16 protein-coding genes and 1 tRNA gene are annotated in these 17,893 nt (G+C 60.5%); 9 read left to right on the top strand and 8 right to left on the bottom strand.

Annotated elements, in window-relative coordinates:
• Nucleotides 1–112: 112 nt before the first annotated feature.
• The 4 genes from glmS to ACFE72_RS08300 form a co-directional block, all read right to left on the bottom strand.
• Nucleotides 113–1,939 carry a glutamine--fructose-6-phosphate transaminase (isomerizing) gene (glmS, locus tag ACFE72_RS08315; RefSeq protein WP_375412606.1) on the bottom strand — a complete coding sequence of 609 codons (1,827 nt, stop codon included), beginning with the start codon at nucleotides 1,937–1,939 and terminating at the stop codon, nucleotides 113–115.
• 318 nt (nucleotides 1,940–2,257) lie between these two features.
• Complete coding sequence (locus ACFE72_RS08310) at nucleotides 2,258–2,959, bottom strand: Crp/Fnr family transcriptional regulator (protein WP_375412605.1); 702 nt, start codon at nucleotides 2,957–2,959, stop codon at nucleotides 2,258–2,260.
• Between the two features lie 688 nt (nucleotides 2,960–3,647).
• Nucleotides 3,648–4,025, bottom strand: a complete 378-nt coding sequence (locus ACFE72_RS08305; RefSeq protein ID WP_375412604.1) for a helix-turn-helix domain-containing protein — start codon at nucleotides 4,023–4,025, stop codon at nucleotides 3,648–3,650.
• A gap of 7 nt (nucleotides 4,026–4,032) precedes the next feature.
• Nucleotides 4,033–4,482 carry a helix-turn-helix domain-containing protein gene (locus tag ACFE72_RS08300; protein ID WP_375412603.1) on the bottom strand — a complete coding sequence of 150 codons (450 nt, stop codon included), beginning with the start codon at nucleotides 4,480–4,482 and terminating at the stop codon, nucleotides 4,033–4,035.
• 175 nt (nucleotides 4,483–4,657) lie between these two features.
• Between ACFE72_RS08300 and ACFE72_RS08295 the strand changes: the two genes are divergently transcribed.
• Together ACFE72_RS08295 and ACFE72_RS08290 are read left to right on the top strand one after the other, a co-directional pair.
• Nucleotides 4,658–5,377, top strand: coding sequence for a GNAT family N-acetyltransferase (locus ACFE72_RS08295; protein WP_375412602.1), 720 nt, complete (start codon nucleotides 4,658–4,660; stop codon nucleotides 5,375–5,377).
• Nucleotides 5,378–5,409: 32 nt separating this feature from the next.
• Nucleotides 5,410–5,631 (top strand): hypothetical protein, encoded by a 222-nt coding sequence (locus ACFE72_RS08290; RefSeq protein ID WP_375412601.1) that lies wholly within the window; start codon nucleotides 5,410–5,412, stop codon nucleotides 5,629–5,631.
• Here the strand turns inward: ACFE72_RS08290 and ACFE72_RS08285 are convergent.
• On the bottom strand, nucleotides 5,594–6,634 hold the full coding sequence (locus ACFE72_RS08285; RefSeq protein WP_375412600.1) for a LysR family transcriptional regulator: 1,041 nt from the start codon (nucleotides 6,632–6,634) through the stop codon (nucleotides 5,594–5,596). The two genes, ACFE72_RS08290 and ACFE72_RS08285, sit on opposite strands and share 38 nt — an antisense overlap.
• Before the next feature lie 219 nt (nucleotides 6,635–6,853).
• Between ACFE72_RS08285 and ACFE72_RS08280 the strand changes: the two genes are divergently transcribed.
• Entirely contained in the window at nucleotides 6,854–7,048 is a 195-nt protein-coding gene (locus ACFE72_RS08280; protein WP_375412665.1) for a hypothetical protein, read from the top strand.
• Here ACFE72_RS08280 and glmU read toward each other — a convergent pair.
• Nucleotides 7,045–8,400 (bottom strand): bifunctional UDP-N-acetylglucosamine diphosphorylase/glucosamine-1-phosphate N-acetyltransferase GlmU, encoded by a 1,356-nt coding sequence (gene glmU, locus ACFE72_RS08275; RefSeq protein ID WP_375412599.1) that lies wholly within the window; start codon nucleotides 8,398–8,400, stop codon nucleotides 7,045–7,047. The two genes, ACFE72_RS08280 and glmU, sit on opposite strands and share 4 nt — an antisense overlap.
• Nucleotides 8,401–8,674: 274 nt before the next feature.
• Between glmU and ACFE72_RS08270 the strand changes: the two genes are divergently transcribed.
• A complete protein-coding gene (locus ACFE72_RS08270) occupies nucleotides 8,675–9,865 on the top strand; it encodes a hypothetical protein (protein WP_375412598.1) in 1,191 nt (396 codons plus the stop codon).
• A 115-nt stretch (nucleotides 9,866–9,980) separates the two neighbouring features.
• Nucleotides 9,981–10,361: a hypothetical protein gene (locus tag ACFE72_RS08265; protein WP_375412597.1), complete on the top strand. Its 381-nt coding sequence runs from the start codon at nucleotides 9,981–9,983 to the stop codon at nucleotides 10,359–10,361.
• Here the strand turns inward: ACFE72_RS08265 and ACFE72_RS08260 are convergent.
• On the bottom strand, nucleotides 10,321–11,919 hold the full coding sequence (locus ACFE72_RS08260) for a beta-(1-6) glucans synthase (RefSeq protein ID WP_375412664.1): 1,599 nt from the start codon (nucleotides 11,917–11,919) through the stop codon (nucleotides 10,321–10,323). The genes ACFE72_RS08265 and ACFE72_RS08260 overlap by 41 nt on opposite strands.
• A gap of 271 nt (nucleotides 11,920–12,190) precedes the next feature.
• On the opposite strand from ACFE72_RS08260, the gene ACFE72_RS08255 reads away from it, so the two are divergent.
• The 3 genes from ACFE72_RS08255 to ACFE72_RS08245 all read left to right on the top strand — a co-directional run bounded on the left by ACFE72_RS08255 (nucleotide 12,191) and on the right by ACFE72_RS08245 (nucleotide 15,878).
• Nucleotides 12,191–12,799, top strand: coding sequence for a beta-1-3, beta-1-6-glucan biosynthesis protein (locus ACFE72_RS08255; RefSeq protein WP_375412596.1), 609 nt, complete (start codon nucleotides 12,191–12,193; stop codon nucleotides 12,797–12,799).
• Between the two features lie 182 nt (nucleotides 12,800–12,981).
• Complete coding sequence (locus ACFE72_RS08250) at nucleotides 12,982–15,663, top strand: glycosyltransferase (protein ID WP_375412595.1); 2,682 nt, start codon at nucleotides 12,982–12,984, stop codon at nucleotides 15,661–15,663.
• A 139-nt stretch (nucleotides 15,664–15,802) separates the two neighbouring features.
• Nucleotides 15,803–15,878: transfer RNA gene (locus tag ACFE72_RS08245), tRNA-Lys, on the top strand.
• A 240-nt stretch (nucleotides 15,879–16,118) separates the two neighbouring features.
• On the opposite strand, the gene ACFE72_RS08240 is transcribed toward ACFE72_RS08245, so the two are convergent.
• A complete protein-coding gene (locus tag ACFE72_RS08240; RefSeq protein ID WP_375412594.1) occupies nucleotides 16,119–16,859 on the bottom strand; it encodes an outer membrane protein in 741 nt (246 codons plus the stop codon).
• 399 nt (nucleotides 16,860–17,258) lie between these two features.
• Here ACFE72_RS08240 and ACFE72_RS08235 point away from each other — a divergent pair, with 399 nt between their 5' ends.
• On the top strand, nucleotides 17,259–17,888 hold the full coding sequence (locus tag ACFE72_RS08235) for an FMN-binding negative transcriptional regulator (protein WP_375412593.1): 630 nt from the start codon (nucleotides 17,259–17,261) through the stop codon (nucleotides 17,886–17,888).
• Nucleotides 17,889–17,893 lie beyond the last annotated feature (5 nt).

Raw genomic sequence — 17,893 nt, 5'->3', positions numbered from 1 at the left:
ACTGGATTGCTTCGACGCTTCGCTCCTCGCAATGACGCGTTGCGACTTAACATCATCACGTTCTAGCAGACTTTTGAAGGCCCGGCATGACGAAGCGGCTTAGATCATTGGTCTATTCCACAGTGACGGATTTCGCCAGGTTGCGCGGCTGGTCGACGTCGGTGCCCATGATGACGGCGGTATGATAGGCCAGAAGCTGCACCGGGATGGCATAAACCATGGGCGTAAAGGTCGCGGCCATGTCGGGCATCACGATGGTCACCAGCGACTCGACCGTGGCCTCGGCGGCACCCTTGGCGTCGGTCATCAGGATGATCCTGCCGCCGCGCGCCGCGACCTCCTGCATGTTGGAAACCGTTTTGTCAAACACGCGGTCGAACGGCGCGATCACCACCACCGGCATATTCTCGTCGATCAGCGCGATCGGCCCGTGCTTGAGTTCGCCGCCGGCATAGCCTTCGGCGTGAATATAGGAAATTTCCTTCAGTTTCAGCGCGCCTTCCAGCGCCAGCGGATAACTGGTGCCGCGGCCGAGATAGAGCACGTCCTTGGATTTGGCGATGTCGCGCGCCAGTTTCTCGATCTGCGGCTCAGTGGCGAGTGCGGCCGCCATCAGGCGCGGGATTTCCACCAGGCCGTGGACGAGCTTGGCTTCGTCCAGATCGGACAATTCGCCGCGCGCCTTGCCTGCGGCTACCGCAACCGCGGCCAGCACCATCAACTGGCAGGTAAAGGCCTTGGTCGAGGCGACGCCGATTTCCGGTCCCGCCAGCGTCGGCAGCACGGTCTCGCTTTCGCGGGCGATGGTCGAGGTCGGTACGTTGACCACGGACAGCGTGTGCAGCCCCTGCTCCTTGGCGTAGCGAAGCGCGGCCAGCGTATCGGCGGTTTCGCCCGACTGCGAAATGAAGATGCCTAGGTCGCCCCTGCGCAGCGGCGCTTCGCGGTAGCGGAATTCGGAGGCGACATCGAGCTCGACCGGCAGCCGGCTTAAGCGCTCGAACCAGTATTTGGCTATATAACCGGCGTAGCTGGCGGTGCCGCAGGCGGTGATCGAGATGCGCTGGATGTCGCGGAAATCGAACGGCAGTTTGATCGGCAGCGCCACCCGCTCGGTCGCCATGTCGACGTAGCGCGCCAAGGTGTGGCCGACGACTTCCGGCTGTTCGTGAATTTCCTTGGCCATGAAATGGCGGTAATTCGCCTTGTCGACCAGGAACGACGACGCGCCGGATTTGAGTACATCGCGCTTGACGGGGTCGCCATGCGCGTTGTGGATCAAGACCGCTTCGCGGGTCAAAATCGCCCAGTCGCCGTCCTCGAGATAGCTGATGGTATCGGTGAACGGCGCCAGCGCGATGGCGTCCGAGCCCAGATACATTTCACCATCGCCATATCCGATCGCCAGCGGCGATCCCTTGCGGGCCCCGATCAGCAGGTCTTCGTGACCGTTGAACACGAACGCCAGCGCGAACGCGCCGCGCAGCCGCGGCAGCGAGGCCTTCACCGCATCCGCCGGCGACGATCCGGCTGCGATGTAGGAATTGACCAGATGCGCCACGACTTCGGTATCGGTTTCACTGTAGAATTTCGCGCCCTGTCGCTCCAGCTCAAGCCGCAGCTCGCGGAAATTTTCGATGATTCCGTTGTGCACCACCGCGACGTTGTCGGCGGCATGGGGATGGGCGTTGTTTTCGGTCGGCTTGCCGTGGGTGGCCCAGCGCGTGTGTCCGATGCCGGTATGGCCTGACAACGGTGACGCCTGCAGCCGCGCCTCGAGATTGCGCAGCTTGCCTTCGGCGCGGCGGCGCTCCAGATGCGTACCCTCCAGCGTGGCGACACCGGCGGAATCGTAGCCGCGATATTCCAGGCGCTTGAGCGAATCCACCAGTTGCCCGGCAACCGGGCCGCGTCCTAAAATCCCGACAATGCCGCACATGCGGATCAACAGCTCCCAATCGAAGAAAACCGCCTGAACCGGCGCGGGCCCCTCTTAACGAGAAACGCCGACGTCCAGGTATTCAATAATTATTGCGGATTGAGACAGCGTTAAACAGCAAGCTTAACATACTGTCACGACTGGGCGGGAGCGCAAACACTCTCGGTCACCGGTATGAGCCACGGACCGCTCGATGATGGGGCTGATTTACGCCTTTCGTCGGGTACATGACAGAAATCCAGTTAACGGCAAGAAATTTAGCTATCGCGTCGCTGCTGAAGGAACGTTCGCCTTATTCGACGACTCTCGGCCGAGCGATCAGGCCGCTGTCGCACCGAGCAAGGCTCGATAATGGGAATTGACGGTCTCGTAACACTCGCAGGCGGTCTCGCGCAGCCCTTCGAGGTTCAAAATCTGGATCTTGCCGCGCGCGTATTTTATCATTCCGGCTTGTTGGAGAGAATGCGCGACCAGAGTGACGCTGGTCCTTCGGACGCCCAGCATCTCGGCAAGGAGCTCCTGGGTGAATGAAAGCGTGTCGCTATCGGACAAATCCCTGGCGCGCAGCAACCATCGGCAAAGCCGTGCCTCGACGGCGTGCGCCGCCATACAGGCGGTCGATTGCTGTGCCTGTGCGTATAGGGTCTGCTCGTGCCGGATGAGCTTCGATAGCAGCGTACTGCTCTGCAGTGCCGCGCCCTTGAGCACATCGACCTGGCAGGTAAGGCTGGCTCCTTCCAGTTGCACGATCGCCCGGCTGAGGGAAATCCTGCCGTCAAGCGCCGCTGAAGCTCCGATTACGCCATCCCTGCCGACCATGGCTGCCTCGATCATCTCACCGGTCGATAAGCCGACAACGAGCGATATGATCGCGCTGGAAGGAAAATAAACGACATTGATCGGATCGCCCGCCTCGAACAGCACCTTTTGATGTTCGAGATGAATGACATTGAGGTGAGGCTTTAAGGCAGCGGCATCGCCCGCCGAAAGCGAAGCGAGCAGCAGGTTTCCGGCGTGCATCGAAGGCGGTCCCGTCCTACAGGCGGGAGCATGACCGACTCTCAGTCAGCGGCGCCTGGTGCGGTCTGCCGCTAATGAACGACCTGTAAGCTCCTAATCCAACAAAGCCAGCTTTATTTTTAAACATGGCCTCATCCGGGAGATCATTTCGGGGGATGTAATTCGCCGTTCAGCCAACCGGCCGAAGCCGACTTCATGGGATCGGGCATAACCACAGCCTCGATGAAATTGCATTTCCCGCACTCGAAGTAACGCTTTTCCCCCCGATCCCGGCGGGGCAAGACCCGGGCGAGCATCATGCGCGTGCCGCATCTTTTACAGAGCGGTCGCTCGATCGGCGTTAAGAACGAAGAAAGCATAATACCCTGCTCTGATCAGGCGAGAGTATTACCGTACCCACAGTCACCGACAGAAGCCGCGCGCGGAGCGGTGATCCTTCAATCTAGAAACAGCAAGCGTGATTTGTCGGTTCGCTGCCGGACTTAGTTAAACAAAAGCGTTGCGAAAATGCAGCGGAAACAAATTCGCTGGTTTCCCGCGCCTATCAAACCTTTGCCGTGGAAATTGCACTTGTTCCCTTTGGTTCTGCGCGATTTTGAGTTGAGCCCGCAGCAGCCCGTCGATCAGATTCGATCCAAAGCATGCCGCCGACTGCGACCCCTGCCTTGCCGCTGCGGTTGCGGAGCAGCTATCGCTCAGCAAGTTTTTCAGCGATATCGATGACCATGCGGCGCAAAGCCGGATTTTCGATTTTCAACATGGCTTCGACAAGGGCGACACCTTCCTTCGCACTCATGAATTTGGCGAACGGCGTGCCCGCGCCGATCCCGCCGCCATTAATGCCGTCAAAAAAATTCACGACATCGCATTCGAGTACTTCCGCGATCTTAAGCAGCCGTCCGGCGCCGATTCGATCGGCGCCGGTTTCATAATCCTGAACCTGCTGGAACGTGACGCCGAGAGCCTCGCCCAGAACGTTCTGGCTGATATTGGCGTGAATGCGGTTCGACCGCACCCGCTCCCCGATCAAGGCGTCGATATCGGCCGTGTCATGTTTCTCGCTCATGTTGCTCCTACCTCGGCGATTTTTTCGTGGTCGATTTGGCAATGCGCTCGACCAGTGCGCTAAGATGGCGCCGGGTCGAACGATCGGTAATTTCGGCATAGGCGGTGAGCAATTTGACCACCGTCGGGTCTGTAATGAATTTGAGCGGACTGGCGCCTGCCGTCACCTTGCCGGCCGGCGCAGCCGAATCCTCGTTGAAGAAAGCGCTGACCGGGATGTTCAGTATCTCGGCGATCCGGGGAAGCCTCCCCGCGCCTACCCGGTTTTTGCCTTTTTCGTATTTCTGCACCTGCTGAAATGATACTCCCAGTTGCTTTGCGAGCTCGGTCTGGGACATGCCCGCCATCAACCGATGCGCGCGAATGGATTGACCGACTTGGTTGTCTGCAGCATTGGGCCGCCATTTCTTCGTGTCAGCGCCTCGAGGTTTTCCGAACCCATCCGTCTGTTTGTTCATTGGAAGAGATTGCACGACCTGCGGCAGAGCTTGTGGATGTGGTGCAATCTTAGATCACCGCCTTCTCCAGTTGTTCTGCTGTTTTTTAGATAGTGCGGTGGACCCTGCTCATCCAAGATCGCGCGCGCAGGTTAAAGTTATCCGCGATTTTGCGGGATAATTCCGCACGCTGGCGTTGTACCGCTGGTTCATCATCGAGGCGATTGCCGCTGGCCAGTTCAACGCTGGTGTAGAACGGCAGTACGTTTTGCCGCCTTCCGGATACCGAACCCGTCCGATTTACTCTTCCCTACTTGACGCGGTGAGGAGGCCAGAGTTGGAACATAACGTGCGGACCGTCGCTGCGACACACAATCAAATCCGCGCTCAGGTGGTGACAACGCAGGAGCAGTTGCTTCACGCATACGCGATCCGCGCCATCTGTTTCATGGAAGAGCACGGCGTTCCCGCGCAGCATGAATTCGATGGTAACGACTACCAGGCAACTCATGTCATTGTCTATTCGAACGACGAACCGATTGGTACCCTGCGTATTAGGTGGTTCAAGGATTTCGCTAAGTTTGAGCGCACCTCTTTTCGCAAGGCGTATCGCAACATCCATACTTTGAAGGCGGTTGCGGATTTTTCATTCGATCACGTGGCGCGTAAAGGATACGACCGAGTTATTACTCACGCGCAGCCAAAATATGCACGGCTGTGGCGGATGATCCTCGGCTTCAGAAACGTGGAAGGAAAGAAGCCGATCTACTTTGACGGCCACGCCGAACCTTACATCGAGTTGGTCAAGGAACTGACCCTTCCAGCCAACGCGATCTCGGTTTGCACCGATTCAGCCGTCCTATTTCGAGTTGAGGGATCTTGGGATGCGCCCTCAAGCTACGAAGCTGTCGCGTAGAAAGATCGGCCAAGTAATTCTTGGAGCGATCGTTGACCAGAAAATTGAAAGCGAGCATAACTTTGGACTTTTACCGATCGCATCTCAAGCAAGTGGTCGCCATCCATCAGGTGATGTTTCAGAAACTGCTGTTTGAAGAGGAAGCGGCGGTCGGTCTGGATTTAGCCGAATTGTTCGACGATGTCGGCAAAACATACCTACAAATCGCAGAACATATCAGCCAGAATTGTTTCCATCATTCCCTTCAAGATTGAACATCTTCCTGAAACCAGCATCGTATTTGCTGGGCGGGTTCGCTAGTTTGAATTCGTCGTTAAACCAAGGGTTATCGCTACCGAAAATTTCGCTAAGCCAGTCAAAGACCAGCCGAACCGGACGAGCATTCAGACGCTCAGTGAGCGCAATCAGATAAAGAGGAACCGAAACCCTCAGGTCGATTTGCAGCGGGACGGCGCATGGCTCTACCAAAGCATAAGTGCCAAGCATCCCAATTCCGAGTCCTGTCTTCACCATCATTCCATATGCAAAGCTGTTGTCGCAGTGATGTACAATGCGCCCACGCGCTACGGCATGCTGCCAACCATCCCACAGACCGGTCCTCGCAAGATAGTACTCAGATTGAATGAAAAAATGCTGTTCCAGATTGTTGCGCGTCGGCAAACCGTGATTTCGAATATAGTCTTTTGCAACCACGGGCACGAAATGGAGTTGGCCCAAGCGCTTAAATTGGATGCCGGATGATTTGCTCGGAATGATGCTGATCATCATATCTGTTTGATTTTCGTGCAAGTTCATCATGTTAAGCGGGCTTTTCAGATGCAGTTGGATTTTGGGATATTGCAAGGAGAACCCAACCAGCGCCGGAGCGGCAAACAGCGCGTTCAGTCCATCCGTGATGCTGACGCGCACGGTGCCTTCTGCTTCAAGGGTTTCGGCCTTCAAATCGCTGGTGATGGAATGGAGGGTGTGATCGAGTCGCGACAGGGCGCGGGCGAGCGCTTCGCCTTTTTTGGTGAGCTTGACGCCGCGCGGAGTGGAGATGAAGAGCTGTGAACCCACCACGTCCTGAAGACGCTTGACTTGCCGGCTTACGGTCGGCTGGCTGGTGTTGGTCATCTCCGCCGCCCGGTTGAACGACTTGGTCTTGGCCACGGCAAGAAAGACGCGAAGTTCGCCCCAGAACTGTCCGCTCAGGAGGGCCTCTTCATCGAGCGGGCTCTTGTTGAACGAGTCCTGTTCCTCGTCGAACGGAAGCATGGCGTTCCTCAGAGTAGATGCGGCGATCTCCGTACAGCTTATCCGTGCCGTCGGCCAGGAGTCCACTCATTACGATGGCTCGATATTACGCCTCCCAAACCTTGCTTCGGATGCGAGCGCTACGAGCCAAGCTCATTTAACCGTTTGTCAATGTTTCTGCTCAACGCTTGCTCGCCCGGGAGGCGTTAAGCCGTGACGGACAGGCCTGAACCAAAAAACTTGGGCGGCAGCTTTTTCGCTTTCCCGCAACCGCGGGCCGGACGGATCCGCCTGGCGCACTGGCCGCCACCGTTCCGCAGCGGGCGGACTCAGCCGAAAATCATCCACCACGACGCCAGCGAAAAGCCGAAATTGGCCAAGCCCCGCGGCTGGCGTCTCACCCGCGCGCTGTTCTCGGAATTTTCCGACGATTAGGTTTTGGCGGACTTGTCGCGCATCTTCATGTCGCGGTACCGCGCCGCCCAGCCGGCGCGGGTCGTCTGCGTGCTGCGCTCCAGCGCAAGCGCATCGTCGGGGACGTCGCGGGTAACGACCGATCCCGAACCGACATAGGCGCCGCTGCCGATTTTCACCGGCGCCACCAGCGAGGTATTGGAACCGACGAAGGCGCCGGCGCCGATGCTGGTCTTGTGTTTGTTGAAGCCGTCATAGTTGCAGGTGATGGTTCCGGCGCCGATATTGGCGCCCGCGCCGATATGGCTATCGCCGATATAGCTGAGGTGATTGACCTTGACTCCGGCTTCGAGGACCGCGGCCTTGGTCTCGACGAAATTGCCGATCCGCGCGCCCTCCCCCAGCGCCGTTCCCGGCCGCAGCCGGGCGTAGGGACCGACCGAGGCGTTCCTGCCGATGCTGGCCTGAACGATATGGGAAAACGCGTGGATCACCGCGCCATCGGCGATGCTGACGCCGGGGCCGATCACCACGAACGGCTCGATGGTCACGTTGGCACCGAACGTCGTATCGGCGGCGAGATAGACCGTATCCGGCGCAATCATGGTCACGCCGGCATCGAGCGCCGCCTGGCGCAGCCGCGCCTGCATCACCGCTTCGGCCTCGGCGAGCTGGGATTTGGTGTTGATGCCGCGCACTTCGTCCTCGCTGGTTTCGATCACGGCGGCCTGTAATCCCATGTCGCGGACGATGGCAACCGCGTCGGGGAGATAATACTCGCCCTTGCTGTTGGCATGGCCGATTTTTTCCAGAATTTGCAGCGCGCGGTGGCCGTCGAACGCCATCACGCCGGCGTTGCAAAGGGTGATCTTTCGCTCTTCGGCGCTGGCGTCGGCCTGCTCGCGGATCGCGACCAGGCGGCCGCCCTCAACCAGCAACCGGCCATAGCCGGTGGGATTGGCGGCGCGAAAGCCGAGCACCGTCAATGCCGCACCGTCCTGCAACGGCGCCCGCATCCGTTGCAATGTGGCGGCGGAAATCAGCGGCGTGTCGCCGAACACCACCAACAGATCGTCCGCGCCGCGCGCGATGGCTTCCCTGGCTGCAAGGACCGCATGTGCGGTGCCGAGCCGCTCGCGCTGCACGAACGTTGATGTACCCGGGCGCGCGCGTCTGGCTTCGTCCGCCACGGCCTGATGGTCCGGTCCGATGACAACCGCGAGCGCCGCTCCGGGGCCATCGGGCGCAGCGCGAAGCACATGGGCCAGCAGCGATTGACCGGCCACCGGATGCAGAACTTTCGGGGTTGAAGACCGCATGCGCGTGCCCTCGCCGGCCGCGAGTACGATGGTGAGGCTGGTTCTGCCCGTCATTCGATTCCTCAGACCTTTACCGTCATTCCGGGGTGCTCGCACAAGCGAGCGAACCCGGAATCCGGAAGTGAGGTAGGTCCGGATTACGGGTTCACGCTGGCGGCACCCCGGAATGACAATGAGCGCGAGGCGCGCCGCCGCCGTCATAAGTGTTTTCAACCGGAGAGGAAACCGATTCGCCAGCGGAAAAGCGCCGGACTTTAAGCTCCAACCTTGTTTCCTGATATTGTTCGAGGGGTGATTCGCGGGGGCTCGGGAGGGCCGCAGACGTCGCATGACTGAAAAACCCGATCATTTGACCGATGGCTTCGACACCGACAATTCCGGCGGCTGGCTGACGGGGTTTTTGGCCGAGGAAGACGATCTGGACCGGCGCTCGCTCTGGCGATTGGGGTCGTGGGGTGTCGGATCGGTTGCAGCCGTGGTCGTCGCGGTGCTGGCCAGTCAGTCATCGATCGGATTGCAGCGCGACCAGATCGTATCCGCCGATTTGACGCGGCAGTCGCAGCAGATCCAGTCGGTCGCTAGGGAAAGCCAGAACGAGGCCCGCCGGCTGGCGTCGGCAATCGACACCCTGAGCGGCGATCGCGACCGGTTGTACTCGCGTGTCACCGTGCTGGAGCAGGGCTTGGACAGCGTGACGGGCTCGATCGCTCGCCAGAATTCCGGCGCCGGATCGCTACAAGCCGGCATGGCCTCGTCAAGCCCAACGGAACCGCCGTCCGCTTCGCAAAATCCCGCTCCGGTCGCCGCCCCTCCGGCCACGACGGTTGCATCCCTCACTGACAAACCGCGCGACGTTGCCGCGCGCCAGCCCGACTCCGTTCCGCCGGCCATTTCAGCCCCGGCGGCGGAGAGCAAGCCCGCCAACGCGCCCGCCGCGGCGCCGGCAACGCCGCTGATGACCTCCAGGTCGATGATGGCGCCGCCGGACCCTGCCGCCGCAAAGCTAACCGAACACCCCCCGGGGATTACTACCGCCGACCCTATACCGGAGGCCCTGGCCGCTGCGCCCGCGGTTCCCGACCCGGTTACCGCGAAAGCGCCGTCCGAAATCGCTGCCCAGCATACCGAATTCGGGGTCGACCTGGGTGGCGCCAACTCGATCGACGGCCTGCGGGTGCTGTGGCGGGGCCTGCTCAAATCAAATGCCGCAGTCATCACCTCGCTGCGGCCGATCATCGTCCTGCAGGAACGCAATAACGGACTTGGCATGCAGTTGAGGCTGGTCGCGGGGCCGTTGAGCAATGCGGCTGCGGCTGCGAAAATTTGCGCTACCTTGATCGAAAGTCAGCATTCCTGCGAGACATCCGTGTTCGATGGTCAACGCCTTGCCATGAAGAGCGGTGATCCGGCTCCGCGGGCGCGGCCGGCGCGCAAACGGGCGGGCGCAAAGCGCGGGGGCGCCGAGGAGCCGCCAAAGCCCAAAGCTGCGGCCGCATCGTCGCTGTTCGGCGCGCGATAATGGCTGGAGTCGTCTGATCTGAGATAGTTAGAGCAGGCAGTTCAGGTGATGAAGGAAGCTTTTCAGCAGCGATAACGTGCTTGTCCCGCCGCGTCATCCCAACCATATTCGCGACATGAAAAAAGATCCGTTCCGGCTGACCCCGTATCAGGTGCAGTGGCTGCTGATCGTCGGTTTCCTGACAGTCGGTTACGCCCTTTATTTACGCTACCTGGCGGTCGAGTTTTCGACCGTGGCGCTGGCGTGCGATGCCGGCCTGCAGACCTTGCTCTGCAAGACCCGGCTTCTGGTCACCTACCTGTTTCGCAATTCCGTGTTCGGAATCGTCGCGCTTATCATCGCGACGCTGCATGTGATCCGGCCCTCGATCGTGCTGCTGACCGGCGGCCTGATCGCCGCCGGATTCGGCATCGTGCTTTACAATATCGGCCTGTCCGGCGTCGCAATCGGGCTGCTTATTTTGGGCTTTGCGCGCCCCGCGCCTGCCACAGCGTGACGCCGAGCAGGATATACAGCGCGCAAGTCCACAGCGACTGCCAGTTCTCGGGCCCCTCGTTGAAAAGCGTGTAAACCGCCGTTCCTGCAAACAATCCTGCGAACACCGCTTCGGTGATCGGGCGCTTGCCGCTTTGCGGACGGTTAAGAAGCATCAGCATCCAGAACGGCACCACCGCCATGGTGAGCGCGGCGAACGGAAAATCGCGGTAACGCGGGTCGAACGCGAAGCCGAGCGCGGTTTCTGCCGCGATCACGGCTGTCACGATCAAGGTCAGGCCCAATGCCATCGTCAGGGCCGATCGGGTCCTTCCCTCGCGCGGGCCTATCAGTTCGAGAAAGGTCGGCAGCGCACGCCCGGACATCAAGGCATTGGCCGACAGCAGCGGTGCGGCCATTCCCGCAGCCAGCAGCAAGCCCCAGCCCAGCCAGCCGCCGAACCCATAGCTTTCGTAGAACATTTTATCGCCGGCCACCCCCAGCAGGATGCCGCTCGCGGTCGCCGACGCCGCGACCGCGACCCAGGACAGCAATCGCGGCGTCCATGGCCGGCGCCTCAAAGTCAGTGACGCAGCGCCGAACACCAGCATGCTCAACGCCATTCCGGATCCCATCTGCAGCTTCCAGAACGGGTAGTTGCTGATGGGTTCGCCTGGCGGATATTTCAGCGCGCGCTGCGCCGAATCGATCAGACCCCAGTAACCGCCCACGGTACCCTCGAGCTGGCGCTTCCACGGCTGGTCATAGGCTTCGATCAGATTGACCCTGAAATTCTCACGCTTCGCCAGATCGAGAATTTCCGAAACGACGCGCGCCTGATTGGTGCGCGACGGCAGCGCCGCCTCACGCATACGCCCGGCACTCGGCCATCCGGTTTCCCCGATCAGGATTTCCTTGCCGGGAAACGCAACCGCCATGCGCTTGCGGATGGCGTCGACGTGAGCCGCCGCGTATTTCGCCCGGATCGGAAAGTCCTCCCAATACGGCAGGATATGGATCGTGACGAAATCGACCGCCTCGTAGATTTCACGGTTGCGCAGCCAGTACTCCCAGACGTCGGCGTAAGTCACGGGAACCGTGACTTGCGCCTTGACCGAGCGGATGACGGCGGCGAGATCGGAGGTGGTCATTTCACCGCGCAGCAGCACCTCGTTACCGACAACCAGCGAAGTGATCACCCCGGGGTATTCCTTGCTCAAGGCAACTGCCGTGGAAACCTGGGCAAGATTCTTGAGCCGGTTGCTGCCGAGCCAGATACCCTGGATCACCTTGAGGCCGACCTTGTCGGCCAGCTCCGGAACCCGATCCAGACCATTTTCAAGCGAATAGGTTCTGACGCAACTGGATATTCTGGCAAGCTGCGCCAGATCCTCGGCGATCTGTTCGGGCGGAATTTGCGTCGTCGCAAGCAGCGGCGTCTGGGCGTCGCGGAACGGCGCGTAGGAAACGCAAAGCAGCTTGGCTGCGGGATCGATCGGCGCGCGCGCCAGCGTGACCGGCGTGGCCAACCACCACCACGCCGCGGCAATCGCGCTGAGAGATAGCAGAAGAAGCGCCAGCGGCGTGCGAAAGGAAATCGGTTCCGTCCTCTTGAGAGAGCTCGTCGATTACCCGGTCGCCGCTCGTCTGCCAAGGGCGGCTTTCTGACGACCACCGTCTTCCGGCCGCGGCCGCTTTACCACGACGCGATAAAGTTACGGCTTTGCTGGACAAAATGCAAAATGTCCGCCATGGGATTCGGAAGTGTCCCCGCCGCAATGGGGACCCATTTGAACGGCATCAACGGCCGTGCCAGAATGTGCCGCGAGCAGGCAGCAAATCGGGGATTTTATGCGTCAGCGGGTGTTCGAATTCCAGAATGCGGTGACGCGCCGCCTCGCCGCATCCGGTTTCGCATTGCTGATCGGTTTTGGCAGCGCCTTCGCCCAAAGCGGCGACCTGCGCACGCAGGATCAGTCCGGCAAGCCCGCGGCGGCAAATCCCGCGGCTCCCGCCGATGCGGCCAGAGACAGTCAGCGCAAGACCGACGAGTTCGTCGAGGCTTCGCAGGCCATCAACGGCCCCGCGGGGAATCCGGAATGCGTCTGGCTCGGCCGCCGCGTCGTGGTCCTGATGTGGCGCGACGATTTGGACACCGCGTTCCGTCATCTCGATCTTTATGACCGCTTTGGCTGCCCGGGCGGCCACGTCCAGGCCACGTTCCGCTGCCTGGTTCGCTTCGGCGCCATCGATCCCAAGGCTACCGATCCCAAGGCTCCGGAAAGTCTGAGCGGACGCGTTCACGCCTGCTGGATCAATCCTGGCGCCCAGCCGCAGGCCGCCACGGCCGCGCAATCCACCGCACCCTCGACCGCCGGCACCGCCGCAGCGAGTCCGGTTGCCGCGCCTGCCGCGGCTTCGACGCCCGCGGCCGCGGCTCCCGCCGCTTCGGCAAAATAATCCCGTCCGCCGGCGGCAGGGGTCTGGAAACTCTTCTGGTTTCAAACTGCCGCCCTCAAAACGCCATGGCGTCATATGAGTTGTTAAATCACGCGGCGGAGTTATGCTGATCTGCCAGCGTATTGGTCGGGCCTCGGGGACGGGTCCGCTACTGTCCTGCTCGCCCCTATGGTCTTGTCGCGATGCGCGCCGTCGTCGCCGTTCTGGTGTTTGTAACCGCCGCTCATGCGGGACTCTGGGGTGTACTCCGGGAGAAACAGCCGGCCCCCGATTTCAGGGGTATCCTGCCTAGCGTCTCCTACGCGCCGTTCGACGGTACGGGTCATCCCGACGTCGACAATATCCCCAACGCCGACAAAATCCGCGCCGACATGAAAACGCTGGCGCCGCTGACGCGCGCGGTCCGGCTTTATTCGTCGACCGGCGGCGTCGAACTGGTGCCGCCAATCGCCAATGAGGCCGGCCTGAAGGTCACCGTGGGGGCGTGGATCGACAAGAATGTCGACCGCAACGAACGCGAGATGCTTTCGGCGATCGACCTTGCCAAGCGTAACGGCAACGTCAACGGCATCGTGGTGGGCAACGAGACGATCTACCGTGGCGAGCAGAAGATCGACGATCTGATCAAGCTCATTCAGCGCGTCAAGGGATCGGTCAACGTACCTGTAACGACAGGCGAAATCTGGAACATCTGGATCGAACATCCAGAGCTTGCGTCGTCCGTCGACTTTATCGCCGCGCACATCCTGCCCTATTGGGAGGGCTTTTCGGAAAAGCAGGCGGTGGACCAGGCGCTGATCATCTATCAGAAACTGCGCGATGCTTTTCCGGGCAAGCGCATCGTGATTGCGGAATTCGGCTGGCCCAGCGCTGGCTATAATCTGAAAAACGGAACCCCGGGGCCGTTCGAACAGGCGCTGACGCTGCGAACCTTCGTCAGCCGCGCCGAAGCTATCGGCATGGAATACAACATCGTCGAGGCGATCGATCAGCCGTGGAAATTCTTCGAGGGCGGCGTCGGTCCCTATTGGGGCATCCTGAACGCCGCGCGCGAGCCCAAATTTGCGTGGACCGGCCCGGTCGAGGACCCGGCTTACTGGAAACTCGCCGGTATCGCGCTTCTGGTCGGCGTCCTGATGTCGCTGCCGATTCTCCGGCTGGTCCGTCCTACGGTCATGCAGGCGTTGGTGCTATCGGCGGCGGCCAATGGCGTCGGGGCATGGGTTGCGACCGTGTTCGCCTACTGGACCGGGCATTATTTTGTGTTCGGATCAGCGCTCGCATTGACCCTTGGTTTGATCCTGCTGGTGCCGCTGGTGCTGATCGCCATGGCCCGGATTGAGGAGATTGCCGCCATCGCCTTTGGCCGAAGCCCGCGCCGGCTGCTGGTCAAGGGGCTGGCGATGGTGCCGATGGCTGCTTCGGATTGCAGCGGAACGCTGCCCAAGGTTTCGATCCACGTTCCCGCTTATTTCGAGCCGCCGGATATGCTCAAGCAGACGCTCGATGCCGTCTCGCGGCTGGATTATCCGAATTTCGAATGCGTGGTGATCATCAACAATACGCCCGATCCGGAGTTCTGGCAGCCGATTCAGGACCACTGCCGCACGCTCGGCGAGCGTTTCAAGTTCATCAATGCCGAGAAGGTCGACGGTTTCAAAGCCGGCGCCCTGCGGATCGCCATGGACCGCACCGCGGCCGATGCCGAGATCATCGGCATTATCGACGCCGACTATGTGGTGCAGCCGGACTGGCTGAAGGAACTGGTGCCGGCGTTCGCCGATCCGCGGGTCGGTCTGGTGCAGGCGCCGCAGGACCATCGCGACGGCGACCGATCTTTGATGCATTACATCATGAACGGCGAATATGCCGGCTTCTTCGATATCGGCATGGTCCAGCGCAACGAGACCAATTCCATCATCGTTCACGGCACGATGTGCCTGATCCGACGCGCCGCCATGGACATGGCCGGCGGCTGGGCCGGCGATACCATCTGCGAAGATACCGACCTCGGCCTTGCGATCATCGAGCATGGATGGCTGACGCATTACACCAACGACCGCTACGGCTACGGCCTGCTGCCCGACACCTACGAGGCGTTCAAGAAGCAGCGCCACCGCTGGGCCTATGGCGGTTTCCAGATCGTCAAAAAGCACTGGCGCCGCTTCCTGCCCGGCGCGAGCCGGTTGTCGCCGGATCAGAAGCGGGAATTCGCGCTGGGATGGCTGAACTGGCTCGGCGCCGAAAGCCTCGGCGTTCTCGTCGCCATCCTGAACCTGATCTGGGTGCCGATCGTCGCCTTCGCCGACATTGCGATCCCTGACAAGATCCTGACCCTGCCGATCATCGCCGCCTTCCTGGTTTCGCTGATCCATTTTGTGGCGCTGTACCGGCTCCGCGTTCCTGTAAAGACGGGCCAGATGCTCGGCGCGATGGTCGCCGCGATGTCGGTGCAATGGACGGTGTCGCGGGCGGTGGCCCAGGGTCTCATCACCGAACATCTGGCCTTTGCGCGCACGTCCAAAGGCGGCTTCTCGATCATGTCGGTCGAATTCCAGGCGTTCTGGGAAGCGGTAATCGGCGTGCTGCTGCTGGTCGGCGCCGCCGTTCTGATCGTCACCAACAGTTTCAAGGAAGTCCGCGAGATCTACGTCTTCGCGGCCGTGCTGGTGCTGGAAAGCCTGCCGTTCCTGTCGGCGGTCGCAATCGCGATCCTGGAAAACTCCCGAATCAACGCGTTTTCGTTCTGGCGCAACACCGGCGTGCGGACCGCCGAACTGATCGGGCTGCGTCCGGTGACGATGCCGACCGCGATCGGGACGTCGCAGCCGGTGGCATCGGAAATCCATCGGGAAGCCGGCTAGGCGGACCGACCGCCGGGGATCGATCAGAAGCCTCGCTAATGAACTGTAAATGCGTCCAAATCCTGCTTTCCACCGCGGTGCAGACAAGCCGCCGGGCTATTGACCCGCAAGAGCCCTCCCCCTACACAGCGCGGCAAGTGAGCGCGTAGCTCAGGCGGTAGAGCACGTGACTTTTAATCATGGGGTCGAGGGTTCGAGTCCCTCCGCGCTCACCAATTAATCGAGGCATTTCAATATTTTGCAAGAGCCGCTCATCCGCGCCTTTTGATCCTCTTGTTGCTGCACACACCAAGAGCGTCGGCGCCGTCGCTCCGCCATTCATCGCCGTCGTCCAGCCTCCAGAGTAGCCTCCGCCTCGTTGCAGAGGCCGCCCATGCGTCCGGGTCTTCGGAACCATGAACGCACAAAAAAGCCCCGGACACTCCGGGGCTTTCGTTGGCTAAGTTCTAAATTGATCAGTAGCGCGCAACGACGGGGCCAGCCCAGCCGAAGCGATAGTTCAGGCCAACCTTGAACGTATGCTCGTCATCGCGGAAGCTTCCGAACGGGGCCAGCGCGACTGGCGTGACGAAAGTGCTGCGATCAAAGTTATAATACATGTACTCTGCCTTGGCTGACCAATTCGGAGTGAACATGTATTCTATACCGCCGCCGACGGTGTAACCGTCGCGGTGCCTGCGATCGAAGTTGAAAGCGACGGGCGCCCCTGCCAGAGACACTTGATCGCGGGAATCGGAATAGGCATAACCGCCCTTGGCGTAAACGAGAGCCGGACCCCAGGCGTAGCCTACCCGGCCGGTGACCGAAGCAAGTGCGCGCTGGTTGTGGAAATAACTGAAGCCGCCGGGAAACACAAAAGCATTGTTGTTGTTGCGGTCGAGCCAGCTGTACTGACCTTCCACGCCAACTACAAAACTCGTGTTTGCAAATTGATAGTCGCCACCAACTTGAACACCGCCCAGGAACCGACCATCGTTGTCGTTGCCGCCGGTAACGGTCGCTCCGAAATTATTGTTGTTGTCACTGAACGCGCCGCCAATGTGGCCGCCGATGTAGAAGCCGGTCCAGTTATAGATCGGCGAAGGCGCCATCATCGGTGCCTTAGCGTACGGGCGCGCTGCCATATCGGCAGCAACCACGGGCCCTGATAGCGATAGCGCCAATAGCCCGACGGTACTAAGAAGAACCTTTTTCATCGCTTACTCCCACGGAAGAGCATTTCACAATTGAAATTGCTTGAGACAATGTATCGCGATCGGCGGCATAATCCTGTGACTAATTAACCGCAGTACGGATAATACTTGTCGATGCTCAGTGTATAAAATTGCTCACTTATTCTGGGGACAATAGGAGAACTGCCGCCCTTGCCGAAGTTCGCCAGCAAGAAAGCAGCCGCGCAAGACCATTGGTTCCGATCCCGGCTTGCGCTAGGATGATCCATGGGTATATCGCGGTCTCCCCATGAAATGGTGGCCCATTCAAGCGCTGCTCGCCGGGCCGGAGCGAGTACATGAACGGGGTACCTCTGGAACTTCCGGTTTTTTCCTTGCGACTTTTGCCGGCACGGGTGGGGCGAGGCCTCGTGGAGGTGCCACATGTACCGACCGCCTGCTTTTCGAGAAGATCGCATTGACGTGATGCATGCGTTGATTCGAAATCATCCGCTCGCAACGCTTGTCACGGCGGCGGGTGGTCTGGACGCCAACCTTGTGCCCTTCACGATCGCGTCTGATCGCGGCGACAAAGGGGTGCTGCGCGCTCATATGGCAAAGGGCAACGATCAGCTCGGCATGTTGCGCCGAGGACAGGAAGCGATGGTGATCTTCCAGGGACCGGAACATTACATCACGCCGTCCTGGTACGCTTCCAAGGCGGAGCATGGCGAAGTCCTGCCGACGTGGAATTACGTGGTCGTGCTGGTGTGGGGTACGCCTCAGGTCATCGACGATTTCGAATGGCTTCGCGTCCAGACCGACGAGCTCACGAAAAAGCAGGAGCGGACGCGCGCGGAGCCCTGGAACGTGACCGATGCGCCGGAGACGTTCGTCACTTCGCAACTCCGAGGCATCGTCGGCCTCGAAATTCCGATCAGCCGGATCGAAGGCAAGTGGAAGGTGAGCCAGAACCGTTCTGAACACGACCGCCGGACGGTGGTCAGCGGCCTGCGGGCTGAAGGCCGATCGGCAGCCATGGCCGAGATCGTGGCCGAACGGCTTCGCCAGTAGAGCCG

Origin of the sequence: uncultured Bradyrhizobium sp., assembly GCF_964252615.1 — a bacterium.
GTDB lineage: Bacteria > Pseudomonadota > Alphaproteobacteria > Rhizobiales > Xanthobacteraceae > Bradyrhizobium.
This window is presented reverse-complemented; position numbering and strand designations above follow the sequence as displayed.